Genomic DNA, 12,519 nt, shown 5'->3' on the forward strand with positions numbered 1-12,519 from the left:
GTCAGTTGCGGCGGTGCTTGGCGTCGTACATCGCCTGGTCGGCGGTGTGGAGAAGGGTGTCCAGGTCGGTCGAGCCGGGCGTGATCGGGGCGGTGCCGATGCTGGTGCTGACCTCGATGGTGATGCCGGGGAGCGGGCGGCTGACGGCGGTCTCGAGGCGGGTGATGAGGGTCGCGAGGTCCTCGTCGACGATGTCCTCGGCGAGGATCGCGAACTCGTCGCCGCCCAGGCGGGCCACGGTGTCGCCGTGCCGGACCTCGGCGGCCAGCCGGGTGGCGATCTCGCGCAGCGCGCGGTCGCCGGCCTCGTGACCGTAGCCGTCGTTCACCAGCTTGAAGTGGTTGAGATCGCAGAACAGCACGGCACCGGGCCGGCCTGACGCGCGGGTCCGCTCCAGCACCGCGGCGAAGCGGTGCTGGAGCAGGCGGCGGTTGGGCAGGCCGGTCAGCGGGTCGTGCGCGGCGTGGTGGCGCAGTTCGCGCTCGGCGTCCTTGCGGGCGGTCACGTCGTCGATCTGGATCAGCAGGATCCGCGGCAGCCCGGCGCCCTGGTCGACGATCGTCGCCGTCCCGCCGAGCCAGATCTCGTTGCCGCCGGGCTGGGTGAAGATCCGCTCGAACCGGTACGTTCTGTTGCCTCGGGCAAGCTCTTCGAGCTCCCGCTGGGACTGGGCCGGCTCCTCGTCGCGGAGGAATTCCACCATCGGTACGCCGATCAGCTGGTCGGGGGCGTACCCGGTGATCCGGCAGAACGCGTCGTTCACGCGCACGATCCGGCCCGCCTCGGACCCGTCGAAGGCGATCGTGGCCATCCCGTTCCCGGCGCCCTCGAAGACCATCCGGAACGTCGTCTCGCTCGCCTCGAGCCGGGTCTTCTCGGCCAGCAACTGATCGGTCAACCGGGCCTTGTCGATCGCCAGCCCGGCCTGGGTGGCGAAGATCTCCAGCAACTCCCGGTGGATCGGGCCTGGCCGCCGCTGATCCTCGGGCAGGTCGACCGCCAGCATCCCGACCAGTTCACCGTCGGACGAGTGCAGCGGCGCGAACAACGCGTCCAGCGGATGCCAGGCGGCGGGGTCGTCCGACACCGGGATCTCGGGCACCCAGCCGACGACCTCGCCTTCGGGCAGCCGTTCGTGCGGCACGAAGCGCAGGCCGCCCCACTTGTCCGCGATGGCGAACTCGCCGTCGAAGATGTCCGCCGCGCTCACCGTGCCGAGCAGGGCTTCCCGTGCCTCCGGCGAGCCGGCCACAGCGATTACCTCGAACTTGCCGTCCGGGTGGCGCAGGTTCAGTACGGCGATGCCGAAGCCGAGGCCGTCCACCACACCGTCGACGACCGCCTGCAGCGTCTCGGCCAGGCTCCGCCCCGCACCCATCCGGGCGCTCACCTCGTACAGGCGGCGGATGGCGGTCAGCCGGACCGTAGGCTCCTTCTGCACGGATCGAGCCTAGACCGATCTCACCAGCAGTGAGCGGTCGTCACCAGATCTGATCCGGTTAAGCCGTGTCTGGTGGTCCCGAGCCTGGGTCAGAACCGGAGTTCGGTCAGGCCGCGGTAGCTGCGTTCGGCCGAGTGCCAGGCGTCGGTGGGCTTGTCGTGCTCGACCAGCCACTGCTCGACGCCGCCCTCCGAGGCGTGCGCGAACATCGCGGCGAAGTCGAGCTTGCCGGCACCGACGTCCTCCCACGAGCCGTCCGTTGCCATGTCCTTCACGTGCAGCGCCGGGAACCGGCCCCGGTTCTCCTGGAAGTACTGCGCCGGGTCCTGACCGCCCTCGACCGCCCAGTACAGGTCGAACTCGAACCCGAGCAGTTCCGGATCGACGTCCAGCAGGATGTCGAACAGGATCTGCCCGTCGACCGAGTCGAAGTCGCGCCCGTGGTTGTGGAACAGCAGTTTCAGCCCGGCATCACGCGCGGCCTTGCCGGCCTCGGTGAACGCCGCAGCCGCCGTACGGAAACCCTCCACCGAATGCAGCTCGGAGGGAATCGACGGTACGACGACCCACTTCCCGCCCAGCGTCTTCACGCCGGCCAGCGCGCTGTCCCAGTCGTCCGCCATCCGGGTGTACCCGATGTGCTCGAGCACGATCGACAGCCCGGCGTCGTCCGCGAAGGACCGGATCTCTTCGGCGCTGTGGTCGAACCGCCCGCTCACCCCGATCGTGCGATATCCGATCCCGGCGAGGCGCTTCAGCGTCCCCGGGTAGTCCTCGGTCAGCACGTCGCGCATCGTGTAGAGGTGCATGCCGATGCCGTCGGCGGGAATGGTCCGGTCACTCATACGGTCAGCTCCTGATGTCGAGGGTCAGATGACGTGTTCCCGATACCGCGCGAGCGCCAGGTCGAAGACCTGCTGCCCTGGTGCGTCCCACAGCTTCTGGTTGAAGATCTCTACCTCGATCGGCCCGTCGTACCCGGCCGCATCGCACGCTGCACGGAGACGGCGCAGCTCGATCGAGCCGTCGCCCATCATGCCCCGGCCGAGCAGTGTGTCCTCCGGAAGCGGGACGACCCAGTCGCTCACCTGGTAGGAGAGGATCCGCTCACCCGCGCGCTCGATCTGCCGGTAGACGTCGGCGTCCCACCACAGGTGATAGGCATCGACGATCACGCCGACCTGCGTCGCCGGGAACTGCTCGGCGAGATCCAGGGCGCCCGACAGCGACGACACCACGCACCGGTCGGAGCAGAACATCGGATGCAACGGCTCGACGGCGAGCCTTACCCCGCGTTCCGACGCGTACGGCGCCAGCTCGGCCAGCCCGTCGCGGACCATGGAACGCGCGCCGTCGAGGTCGCGCGAGCCCGGCGGCAGACCGCCGCTGACGAGCACCAGCACGGAGGTCCCGATCGTGGCGGCCTCGTCGATCGCGCGACGGTTGTCCTCGATCTTCGCTGCTCGCTCGGCCGGATCGGTCGACGTGAAGAAACCGCTGCGGCACAGCGACGACACCTTCAGTCCCGCGTCGGCGACGAGCCGGGCGGCCTTGTCGACGCCGTACTCCTGGATCGGTTCACGCCACAGCCCGATCCACGACAGCTCGGCCTCGGCACTCGCCGCGACGACATCCTCGAGCGGCCAGTACTTCGTCGTCGCCTGGTTCAGGCTGTAGCGATTCACGCGTCGACTCCACCCACCCGCAGCAACTGCCCGAACCGCTGGACGGCAAGCTCCGGATTCGTCAGTACGCCGGCTTGATCGGCGAGCCGGAAGGTGTCGGCCAGGTGGGGCAGCGACCGGCCGGTCTGCAGGCCGCCCACCATCGAGAACCCGGGCTGGTGCCCGTTCAGCCAGGCCAGGAAGGCGATCCCGGTCTTGTAGTAGTAGGTCGGCGCCGAGAAGATCTGCCGCGCGAGCGGGACCGTCGGTGCGAAGACGCGGTCGTAGGTGTCGAGGTCGCCGTCGTCCAGCGCCTTCAGCGCCGCCGCGGCGGCGGGCGCGATCGCGGCGAAGATGCCGAGCAGCGCGTCGCTGTAGCGGTCGTCGTCGCCCTTGATCAAGGCCGGGTAGTTGAAGTCGTCGCCGGTGTAGAGCCGGACGCCCTCCGGCAGACGGTTGCGCAGGGCAACTTCACGCGAAGCGTCCAGCAGCGAGACCTTGATGCCGTCCACCTTTGTCGCATTGTCGGCAATCAGATCGACGACGACGTCGGCGGCGGTGTCGAGCGAGTCGCTACCCCAGTAGCCGTCGAGCGCCGGATCGAACATCGACCCGAGCCAGTGCAGGATCACCGGGCGGGTCGATTGACCGAGCAGCCGGTCGTAGACCTTCCGGTAGTCGTCAGGCGACTCGGCCGCAGCACACAACGCCCGACTAGCCATCAGGATCGGCTGTGCGCCGACCTCCTCGGCCAGACAGAGCTGCTCTTCGTAGGCAGCAATCACCGCGTCCAACTCGTGGGGACCGTCGGAGCCGGCGGCGCGACGGTTCGCAGCGGTGAGGTGGTCTGTGCCGACGCCAACCGCGATCCGCCCGTCCGGCGCCTCGGCCGCGGACCGCCGGATCAACTCCTGCGTCGCCGGCCAGTCCAGCCCCATCCCGCGCTGCGCGGTGTCCATCGCCTCAGCGACCGACAATCCCAGCGACCACAGATGCCGCCGGAACTCCAGCGTGTGCTCCCAATCAATCACCGCAGGCGCACCCGGCGAGTTGTCCCCGAGCGGATCCGCCACCACATGGGCGGCCGCAAACGCCAGCCGCGACCGAGCCGGCGAATAGGTGCCCCGAGCAACCGGCTCACCCACCAACCGGTACCTCTCCAACCCATCACCGGATGGAAGGAGAACCTCGAGCGTCACAGCTGTCCCTCGAGGTTCAGGGCAGGGACTTCGAGTTTGCGGCCCTCGCGCCAGGACTGCAGGCCCAGCTCGGCCAGCTGCACGCCCTTGGCGGCCTCGACGAAGTCCCAGGTGAACGGGGCGTCGTCGACCACGTGCCGCAGGAACATCTCCCACTGCACCTTGAACCCGTTGTCGAACACCTCGTTGTCCGGCACCGTCGCCCACTGGTCGCGGAACTTCTCGGTGGCCGGAAGGTCCGGGTTCCACACCGGCTTCGGCGTCGCGGACCGGTGCTGCGCCCGGCAGTTCCGCAGCCCCGCGACCGCGGATCCCTCGGTCCCGTCGACATGGAACTCGACCAGCTCGTCGCGGAACACCCGCGTCGCCCAGGACGAGTTCATCTGCGCGATGATCCCGCCCTCCAGCTCGAAGACGCCGTACGCCGAGTCGTCCGCGGTGGCGGTGTACTCGTTGCCCTGTTCGTCGACCCGGGTCGGGATGTGGGTCGCGCCCTGGCAGTACACCGACTTGACCTGGCCGAAGGTCTGGTCGAGCACGTACCGCCAGTGGCAGAACATGTCGAGGATGATGCCGCCGCCCTCTTCGAGCTTGTAGTTCCACGACGGCCGCTGCGCTTCCTGCCAGTCACCCTCGAAGACCCAGTAGCCGAAGTCACCGCGGACCGAGAGGATCCGGCCGAAGAACCCACCGTCGACGAGTCGCTTGAGCTTCCGCAGCCCGGGCAGCGACAGCTTGTCCTGGACGATGCCGTTCTTCAGCCCGGCGTCCCGGACCAATCGGGCCAGGTCGATCGCCGCGTCCAGGCTCTCCGCGATCGGCTTCTCGCAGTAGATCGCCTTGCCCGCTTCGACCGCGGCGCGGACGCCCTTCTCCCTGAGCTGGGTCAGTGACGAGTCGAAGTAGATCTCGACGTCCGGCTCGGCGAGCGCCTCGGACAGGTCGGTGGTCCACCGGGTCAGGCCGTGCTGCTCCGCGATCCGGCGCAGCTTCAGCTCGTTGCGGCCGACCAGGATCGGCTCGGGGATGATCATCGTCCCGTCGGCGGCGGGCAGGCCGCCCTGCTCGCGGATCGCCACGATGGAACGCTCGAGGTGCTGGCGCAGGCCCATCCGGCCGGTGACGCCGTTCATCACGATGCCGACGCGTCGCTCGTTCACTGTTCTGCCTCTCGCGAAGAAATGTCGTAGGTGTCGAGGCGACCGCACATGCCATGCAGGCCGAACTCGGTGGGGGCGGGTAGCTCGTGGAGTTCAGCGGTCTGTAGGTGCGGCGCCGTACCGGCTTCGAGAGCATCGAGGGCGGCGCCGGTCTGCTCGGCCAGCCGGCGAGCGCCCTGGTCCCAGCGGCGGCGCCAGTCCGGTAGCTGCGGCTGGACGATCCGGACCGCCGCCGCGTAGAAGTCGTCCAGCGCGGACGGCCCGTCGGTTTCGTAGGACTCCCGCAGTACGGCGAAGCCGTCGAGCGCGAGGTTGCGCCGGGCCATCGCGGACGTGGTCCGGGCCTCACCCTCGCCGGTGAGGGTGGTCGCCTTCAGATAGGTCTCGCGGTCCGTCAGGTGCTCCGGCGGCAACGTCAGTACGGCGTCGCCGGCCTCGGGGAGCCCGGAGTTCGACATCAGCGCCAGGATCTGGAGGCTGCCGCCGTTGACCAGCCGGTGAATCGTCCCGGGGTCGAACCAGACCACAGCGCCGGCCTCGAGCGGGGTCTGCGTGAAGCCCTTGGGGTTCAGCGTCTGGACCGAGCCGGATCCGGCGACCACGTAGTACCCCTCGGAGCAGGCCAGGTGCACGTGCGGGGAGCCGCCGGCCGAACCGTCCGGGGCCTGGAGGTCGTACACCTTCAGCAACGAGATGCCGATGCCGCCCGGCAGCGCCGTGGCCGGGCCCGGTCCGAACTCGCACATCGCCGCCTCCCCTCGTGAGCCTGGGAAAGGGCTTTCCGAGGCCTGTGGCCGCCACTTTAGGTGGGCCGTCACGACGAGTCAACCCGTAACGGAAAGCGATGTCCGACCACATCCGGTCAGCACACTCAGAGCGAGATGGACGTCACTTCGAGGTGCGAACCGAGGCGACCGCGGCCGCCCACTCGACGCGGCGGCTCGCTCGCTCAGCGGCGTCGATGGCGGGCTCGAAGCTGCGGTAGCCGCGCTGGGCGGCCCAGCCGGTGTGAGCGCCGAGAGTGGTCCAGGCGAGTTCGGCAGCACCCAGGGCCGAGATCTCGGCAACATCGGCGGCTTCCACGGGGTGGCCGAGCAGGTCGGCCTGGGTCTGCATGAGGAGATCCGAGACGGTCGCGCCGCCGTCGGCGCGCAGGCGTGCGGGTGTGCCCGGGATGGTGTCGGTGACGTCGCAGATCTGGTGAGCGACGGCGTCGACGCAGGCACGGGCCAGGTGCGCGCGCGTGGTGGAACTGCTCATCCCGGTGATCGCGGCCCGCGCGGCACGGTCCCAGTGCGGGGCCCCGAGGCCGGCGAACGCAGGCACCAGGCTGACTCCGCCGGCGTCGTTCACAGTCGCCGCGAGTTCCATCAACGCGCCGACGTCCGGCAGTCCGAGTGTGGTGGCCGTCCAGGCGAGCGCGGCGCCCGAGGAGACGATGTTCCCCTCGAGTGCGTACAGCGGCCGGTCCGTCAGCCACGCCAGAGTGCATCCGTCCGCAACGAACTCGTCGACCGGCGTCATCACCGACGACCCGGTTCCGTACGTCGCCTTGATCATCCCGGCCTGCGTGCAGCCCTGGCCGTACATCGCCGCATGCGAGTCCGCCAGCACGGCAACGATCGGGATCCCGTCCGGCAGGCCCGAAACGCCTGCGGTGACGCCGAATCCGGCGTTCGAAGGCCGTACCTCGGGCAGTACGGATCGGGGTACGCCGAAGGCCTCGAGCAGTGCCGGGGACCAGTCGAGTCCGAGTACGTCGTACAGCAAGGTCCGCGAGGCGTTGCCCGCGTCAGTCAGGTGCTCACGGCAACCAGTCAGCCGGTGGATCAGCCACGAGTCCACGGTGCCCACGCGATCGGCGTTCGTGTGGTCGAGCAGCCAGCGGAGCTTCGGCGCCGAGAACATCGCATCCACCCGCAGTCCGGTGCGAGACCGCACCAGCGTGTCGAAGCCGGCCGGGAGCGACGAGCACCAGGACGTCGTACGCACGTCCTGCCAGCCGATGACCGGGCCCACAGCCTCGCCGGTACGACGGTCCCAGCCGACCACCGATTCACGTTGCGTCGACAATCCGATCCCGGCGATCTCGACGGGCTCCGCGGCGGCCAGACACGACGAGATCGCCTCGAGCACGCTGCGCCACAGGTCGTCGGCATCCTGCTCGGCCCAGCCGGGCTGCGGAGCCGAGAGCGCGACCGGTGCGGACCCGGTGGCCAGCACGGTGCCGTCGGCGCTCGCCAGGACTGCCTTCGAGTTCGTGGTGCCCTGGTCCACCGCGAGTACGGCCGGCGCCATCGATCGCCCTCCAAGTCTGACAACGTTCAACCGAGCCCTTGACGGGACTCTAGCGTCGTGGCGACACTCATGGCGACGAATTATGCAGTAGTGAATATTTATTCGATCCGCCGACGGAGGTCGACACAGGTGAAGCCGAGCAGACGCCGGGTGATCATCAACACCGACGCCAAGAACGAGGCCGACGACCAGTTCGCGATCGTGCATGGGCTGTTGTCGCCCACTTTCGACATCCGCGGGCTGATTCCCGCGCACTTCGGCACCCGCCGGTCGGACCGGAGCATGGAGGAGTCACGCGAGGAGATCGACCTCCTGCTCGACCTGCTGGACCTGACCGGCAAGGTGCCCGTCGCGAATGGCGCTCCGACAGGCATCCCGGACGAGCAGACCCCGTTGGACTCGCCCGGTGCGCGGCTGATCATCGAGGAGTCCAAGCCGGCCTCGAAGGACGACCCGCTGTTCGTCTCGTTCCTGGGCCCGCTCACCGACATGGCCTCGGCGATCCTGCTCGACCCGGCGATCGTGGACCGGGACGTGATCGTGATCTGGATCGGCGGACGCGGCTACCAGGGCTACAGCGCGGACCACCGGATGGAGTTCAACCTGTCGAACGACATCCACGCCGCGAACGTGGTCTTCGGCTCCGGCATGACGGTGTGGCAGGTCACCAGCGACGTCTACACGAAGGTCTCGGTGAGCTACGCCGAGCTCGAGGAGAAGATCGGCGACGCCGGTCCGCTCGGCAAGTACCTGATCGACCAGCTGATCGAATGGAACGCCACCTGGCACGGCGAGCCGATCGAGTCCCGCTCGCTCGGCGACTCCCCGGCCATCTCGCTGATGCTCTACCCGCACAGCGGCAACTTCCGGGTCCGGCCGGCACCGCGCTTCGGCGTCGACGGCTGGTACCTGCCCGGCACCGACAACCCGATCCACGTGTGCGAACAGGTCGACGTCCGCTTCCTGCTCGAGGACATGTTCGCCAAGATCCGCCGCTTCGCCCGCCAAAGGAGCACATCATGACTGACATGCCGGTCTTCGGCGCAGGGATCTGGCACTTCGCCACCTACAAGGACCGCTACGCCACCGACGGGTACGGCGATCCGGTCGGGCTGCTCGAGCAGATCGACCGGGCCGGCGCCGTCGGCGACCTGTCCGTGGTCGACCTGAACTGGCCGTTCGCGGGGTACGACGGGACGCTGGACGAGGTGAAGGACGCGCTGAAGCGCAACAACCTCAAGGCGATCGCGATCACGCCGGAGATCTACACCCGGGACTTCGTCAAGGGCTCGCTCACCAACCCCGACCCCGGTGTCCGCAAGCAGGCGATCGAGTTGTTGCATCAGGCAACCGAGCTGGCGAAGGACCTGGGCTGTTCGTACGTGAAGCTGTGGCCCGGCCAGGACGGCTGGGACTACCCGTTCCAGGTGAACTACCACGACATCTGGAACCTGGCGCTGGACGGCCTGAAGGAGCTCGTCTCGGCGCACCCCGACATCAACTTCGTGATCGAGTACAAGCCGCGCGAGCCGCGGGTGAAGATCATCTTCCCGAACGTCGCCCGCACGCTGCTCGGCATCGAGAAGATCGGCCTGCCGAACCTGGGCATCCTGCTCGACTTCGGCCACTCGCTCTACGGCCAGGAGACACCGGCCGACGCGGCGCAGCTGGCGATCGACTACAACCGCCTGTTCGCGATCGACGTGAACGACAACCTGCGCGGCTGGGACGACGACATGGTGGTCGGTTCGGTCCACCTGGTCGAGACGTTCGAGTTCTTCCACACGCTGCGGAAGAACAACTGGGAGGGCGTCTGGCAGCTGGACCAGTTCCCGTTCCGTGAGGACAGTGTCGAGGCCGCGAAGCAGGCGATCCGGTTCCTGAAAGCGGTGCACCACGCGCTCGACGTACTGGACGACGAGGCACTGGCCGCCGCACAGGCGTCGCACGATGCTCTGGCGGCGCAGAAGCTGGTGCAGAAGGTCTTGCTGAGCTCCATGGCGGACATCGCATGACGCTGACCGTCGAACACACGACGATGCCGATGCTCGGGCGGCTGCCGATCCACAGCAGCCGCGCCGAGCAGGTGGCGCACATCGCCGAGGCGGCTCGCCAGATCCGGATCCAGGACCTCAAGCTGGTCCACTACGCCGGAGCCGGCCACATCGGCGGTGACTTCTCCGCCATCGACATCCTGGCGACCCTGTACGGCGCGGTTCTCGACATCAGCCCGGACTCGGTCACCGACCCCGAGCGCGACCGGTTCATCCTGAGCAAGGGCCACGTCGCCGGGGCGCTGTACACCACGCTGGCCGCCTTCGGGTTCCTGCCGGTCGACGACCTGGCGACGTTCCTGAAGCCGCTGTCCGCGCTCAACGGTCACCCGAACCGGCGCAAGGTGGCCGGCGTCGAGGCGAACACCGGTCCGCTCGGTCACGGCCTGCCGGTCGCGGTCGGGCACGCGTTGTCGGCCAAGCTCGACGTGTCGCTGCGGCGTACGTATGTGCTGGTCGGCGACGGCGAGTTGCAGGAGGGCAGCAACTGGGAGGCGATGATGGCCGCGTCCCAGTACCAGCTCGACCGGCTGACCGTGATCGTCGACCGGAACCGGCTGCAGCAGGGCGCCACCACGAAGGAGACCAACGACCTGGATCCGTTGCCGGACAAGGCGGCGGCGTTCGGGTTCGCGGTGGTCGAGGTGAACGGTCACGACCACGGCGAGTTGCTCGACGTGCTGTCCGCCGTACCGTTCCGGCCCGGGAAGCCGACCTTCGTGATCGCGCACACCCACAAGGGCCACCCGATCTCGTTCATGAGCAACAACGTCGCGTGGCACCACCGGGTGCCGGACGCGGCGGAGTTCCAGCAGGCGATGACTGAGCTGGAAGCCGTTGTTCCCCGCTACTCCAAGGAGCCGGTATGACCGTCGTCCACACCTCGATCGCCGACCGGCCGCGGTACGACTGCCGGGATGCGTACGTCGAGACGCTGGCCGAGCTCGCGCACGCGGACCACCGGATCGTCGGGGTGGTGAACGACTCGGTCGGCTCGAGCAAGCTGAACAGCTTCCGCAAGGCGTTCCCGGACCGGTTGATCAACGTCGGCATCGCCGAGCAGGACATGGTCGGGGTCGCGTCCGGCCTGGCCAACGGCGGCCGGATCCCGTTCGTGTCGGCCGCCTCCTGCTTTCTCACCGGTCGCGCGCTCGAGCAGATCAAGGCGGACGTCGCGTACTCGAACACCAACGTGAAGCTGTGCGGGATGAGTCCAGGGGTGGCGTACGGCGAACTCGGCCCCACGCACCACTCGATCGAGGACATCGCCTGGCTGCGGGCGATCTCCAACCTGACGGTGATCGTGCCGGCCGACCCGATCGAGACGGCGGCCGCGTTGCGCTGGGCGGCGGCCTCGGACGGGCCGGTGTTCATCCGGGTCAGCCGGATGAACGTGCCGAAGGTGTACGACGAGGACTACGAGTTCCGGCTCGGCCGGGCGATCACCGTCCGGGCCGGCGACGACGTGACGCTCATCAGCAACGGGACCGTGCTGTGGCGAGCGATCGCCGCGGCCGAGCAGCTCGCCACGGAAGGGATCTCGGCCCGGGTGCTGTCGATGCCGACGGTGAAGCCGTTGGACACCGGCGCTGTGGTCGCGGCCGCGCGCGAGACGGCCGGAATCGTGACCGCCGAGGAGGCGGTGTCCGGCGGCGGGCTCGGTGGCGCCGTCGCGGAGACCGTCGTCCAGCAGCATCCGGCCCGGGTGACGATCCTCGGGATCCCCGAGTTCGCACCCACCGGGTCGGCCGACTACCTGCTGGACCACTTCGGGCTCTCGCCCGACGGCATCGCGGCGGCCGCCCGCAGGCTGGTCAGCCGAGGAAGGTGACCAGGTCGGCGATCGAGACCATCGCGAAGCCATGCGTGTCGGCGAAGGCGCGCAGGTCGGCTCCGGTCATCAGCGTGCCGTCGTCGTTCATCAGTTCGCCGATCACGCCGACCGGCGGCAGTCCGGCCAGCCGGACCAGCTCGACCGTGGCCTCGGTATGACCCGGCCGCTGGCGGACGCCGCCGCCCACTGCGCGCAGCGGCAGGATGTGGCCGGGCCGGATCAGGTCCGTAGGCCCGGCTGCCGGGTCGGCCAGCACCCGGACGGTCCGGGCCCGGTCGGCGGCCGAGATGCCGGTGCCGACACCACTGCTCGCATCGACCGAGACGGTGTACGCCGTGCGCAGGCTGTCCTGGTTGTCCGGCACCATCAGCGGCAGTTCGAGCCGGTCGAGCACCTCCGGCGCGACCGGCGCGCACACGTAGCCGCTGGTGTGCCGGACGAGCAGCGCCATCAGCTCGGGGGTTGCGAGGCTCGCGGCGAACGTCAGGTCGCCCTCGTTCTCGCGGTCCTCGTCGTCGACGACCACCACGGGTCGCCCCAGCGCGATCTGGTCGACGGCGTGCTGGATGGTGTCCAGGCGGGTTGTCACGGTGGTCACGGTCGTTGTCCTCTCGGCCTGGCACTCCGGGGGCAACGACAAGCTCCACGACGGGTCCGATCGCGCGGACAGCGCACACCGGACGGCATCGCGAAGACTGCCACGTGCATCTTCCCATCCGGACTTTCACCGTCGGTCCCGGAGTTCCACCAGGTCAACCGGACACCCTCGCGGGTGTACGGGTCGCGGACTGTCACCGCCGGCTCGGAATTTCACCGACCCCAGAGCACGTGTGGTCTTGCAAACTGCGGTCAGTTTATCGGGTTCGCCC

General features: G+C 68.8%; 12 protein-coding genes and 1 riboswitch. Of the genes, 4 read left to right on the forward strand and 8 right to left on the reverse strand.

The features are described from left to right. Position 1: 1 nt before the first annotated feature. The 7 genes from ACIBG5_RS08170 to ACIBG5_RS08200 form a co-directional block, all read right to left on the reverse strand. Positions 2 to 1,441 (reverse strand): diguanylate cyclase domain-containing protein, encoded by a 1,440-nt coding sequence (locus tag ACIBG5_RS08170; RefSeq protein ID WP_396390835.1) that lies wholly within the window; start codon positions 1,439 to 1,441, stop codon positions 2 to 4. 89 nt (positions 1,442 to 1,530) lie between these two features. Continuing rightward, positions 1,531 to 2,286, reverse strand: coding sequence for a sugar phosphate isomerase/epimerase family protein (locus ACIBG5_RS08175; RefSeq protein WP_396390836.1), 756 nt, complete (start codon positions 2,284 to 2,286; stop codon positions 1,531 to 1,533). A gap of 24 nt (positions 2,287 to 2,310) precedes the next feature. Next, positions 2,311 to 3,126, reverse strand: coding sequence for a sugar phosphate isomerase/epimerase family protein (locus ACIBG5_RS08180; protein WP_396390837.1), 816 nt, complete (start codon positions 3,124 to 3,126; stop codon positions 2,311 to 2,313). Continuing rightward, positions 3,123 to 4,304: a dihydrodipicolinate synthase family protein gene (locus tag ACIBG5_RS08185; RefSeq protein ID WP_396390838.1), complete on the reverse strand. Its 1,182-nt coding sequence runs from the start codon at positions 4,302 to 4,304 to the stop codon at positions 3,123 to 3,125. Before ACIBG5_RS08185 ends, ACIBG5_RS08180 begins: the two co-directional genes overlap by 4 nt. Beyond that, positions 4,301 to 5,464 carry a Gfo/Idh/MocA family protein gene (locus tag ACIBG5_RS08190; protein WP_396390839.1) on the reverse strand — a complete coding sequence of 388 codons (1,164 nt, stop codon included), beginning with the start codon at positions 5,462 to 5,464 and terminating at the stop codon, positions 4,301 to 4,303. Before ACIBG5_RS08190 ends, ACIBG5_RS08185 begins: the two co-directional genes overlap by 4 nt. Continuing rightward, on the reverse strand, positions 5,461 to 6,210 hold the full coding sequence (locus ACIBG5_RS08195) for a cupin domain-containing protein (protein ID WP_396390840.1): 750 nt from the start codon (positions 6,208 to 6,210) through the stop codon (positions 5,461 to 5,463). Before ACIBG5_RS08195 ends, ACIBG5_RS08190 begins: the two co-directional genes overlap by 4 nt. 142 nt (positions 6,211 to 6,352) lie before the next feature. Beyond that, positions 6,353 to 7,762 (reverse strand): FGGY family carbohydrate kinase, encoded by a 1,410-nt coding sequence (locus tag ACIBG5_RS08200; RefSeq protein ID WP_396390841.1) that lies wholly within the window; start codon positions 7,760 to 7,762, stop codon positions 6,353 to 6,355. Positions 7,763 to 7,891: 129 nt separating this feature from the next. On the opposite strand from ACIBG5_RS08200, the gene ACIBG5_RS08205 reads away from it, so the two are divergent. Genes ACIBG5_RS08205 through ACIBG5_RS08220 form a run of 4 tightly spaced genes read left to right on the forward strand, consistent with a single transcriptional unit; the run spans position 7,892 to position 11,647 of the window. Then, positions 7,892 to 8,785 carry a nucleoside hydrolase gene (locus ACIBG5_RS08205; RefSeq protein WP_396390842.1) on the forward strand — a complete coding sequence of 298 codons (894 nt, stop codon included), beginning with the start codon at positions 7,892 to 7,894 and terminating at the stop codon, positions 8,783 to 8,785. Then, entirely contained in the window at positions 8,782 to 9,777 is a 996-nt protein-coding gene (locus ACIBG5_RS08210; protein ID WP_396390843.1) for a sugar phosphate isomerase/epimerase family protein, read from the forward strand. The genes ACIBG5_RS08205 and ACIBG5_RS08210 overlap by 4 nt, the downstream gene beginning before the upstream one ends. Further along, positions 9,774 to 10,685 carry a transketolase gene (locus tag ACIBG5_RS08215; protein WP_396390844.1) on the forward strand — a complete coding sequence of 304 codons (912 nt, stop codon included), beginning with the start codon at positions 9,774 to 9,776 and terminating at the stop codon, positions 10,683 to 10,685. The genes ACIBG5_RS08210 and ACIBG5_RS08215 overlap by 4 nt, the downstream gene beginning before the upstream one ends. Continuing rightward, on the forward strand, positions 10,682 to 11,647 hold the full coding sequence (locus ACIBG5_RS08220) for a transketolase family protein (protein ID WP_396390845.1): 966 nt from the start codon (positions 10,682 to 10,684) through the stop codon (positions 11,645 to 11,647). The genes ACIBG5_RS08215 and ACIBG5_RS08220 overlap by 4 nt, the downstream gene beginning before the upstream one ends. On the opposite strand, the gene ribB is transcribed toward ACIBG5_RS08220, so the two are convergent. Further along, positions 11,631 to 12,248 carry a 3,4-dihydroxy-2-butanone-4-phosphate synthase gene (gene ribB / locus ACIBG5_RS08225; protein ID WP_396390846.1) on the reverse strand — a complete coding sequence of 206 codons (618 nt, stop codon included), beginning with the start codon at positions 12,246 to 12,248 and terminating at the stop codon, positions 11,631 to 11,633. The genes ACIBG5_RS08220 and ribB overlap by 17 nt on opposite strands. A gap of 100 nt (positions 12,249 to 12,348) precedes the next feature. After that, positions 12,349 to 12,482: riboswitch (FMN riboswitch) on the reverse strand. Between the last annotated feature and the right edge of the window lie 37 nt (positions 12,483 to 12,519).

Source organism: Kribbella sp. NPDC050241, assembly GCF_044459685.1.
In the GTDB taxonomy this organism is placed as follows: domain Bacteria; phylum Actinomycetota; class Actinomycetes; order Propionibacteriales; family Kribbellaceae; genus Kribbella.

Excerpts from the sequence above, each read along its gene's own strand:
- ACIBG5_RS08175 (WP_396390836.1), bottom strand. The coding sequence starts at position 2,286 with ATGAGTGACCGGACCATTCCCGCCGACGGCATCGGCATGCACCTCTAC.
- ACIBG5_RS08195 (WP_396390840.1), bottom strand. The coding sequence starts at position 6,210 with ATGTGCGAGTTCGGACCGGGCCCGGCCACGGCGCTGCCGGGCGGCATC.
- ACIBG5_RS08210 (WP_396390843.1), top strand. The coding sequence starts at position 8,782 with ATGACTGACATGCCGGTCTTCGGCGCAGGGATCTGGCACTTCGCCACC.
- ACIBG5_RS08215 (WP_396390844.1), top strand. The coding sequence starts at position 9,774 with ATGACGCTGACCGTCGAACACACGACGATGCCGATGCTCGGGCGGCTG.
- ACIBG5_RS08200 (WP_396390841.1), bottom strand. The coding sequence starts at position 7,762 with ATGGCGCCGGCCGTACTCGCGGTGGACCAGGGCACCACGAACTCGAAG.
- ACIBG5_RS08220 (WP_396390845.1), top strand. The coding sequence starts at position 10,682 with ATGACCGTCGTCCACACCTCGATCGCCGACCGGCCGCGGTACGACTGC.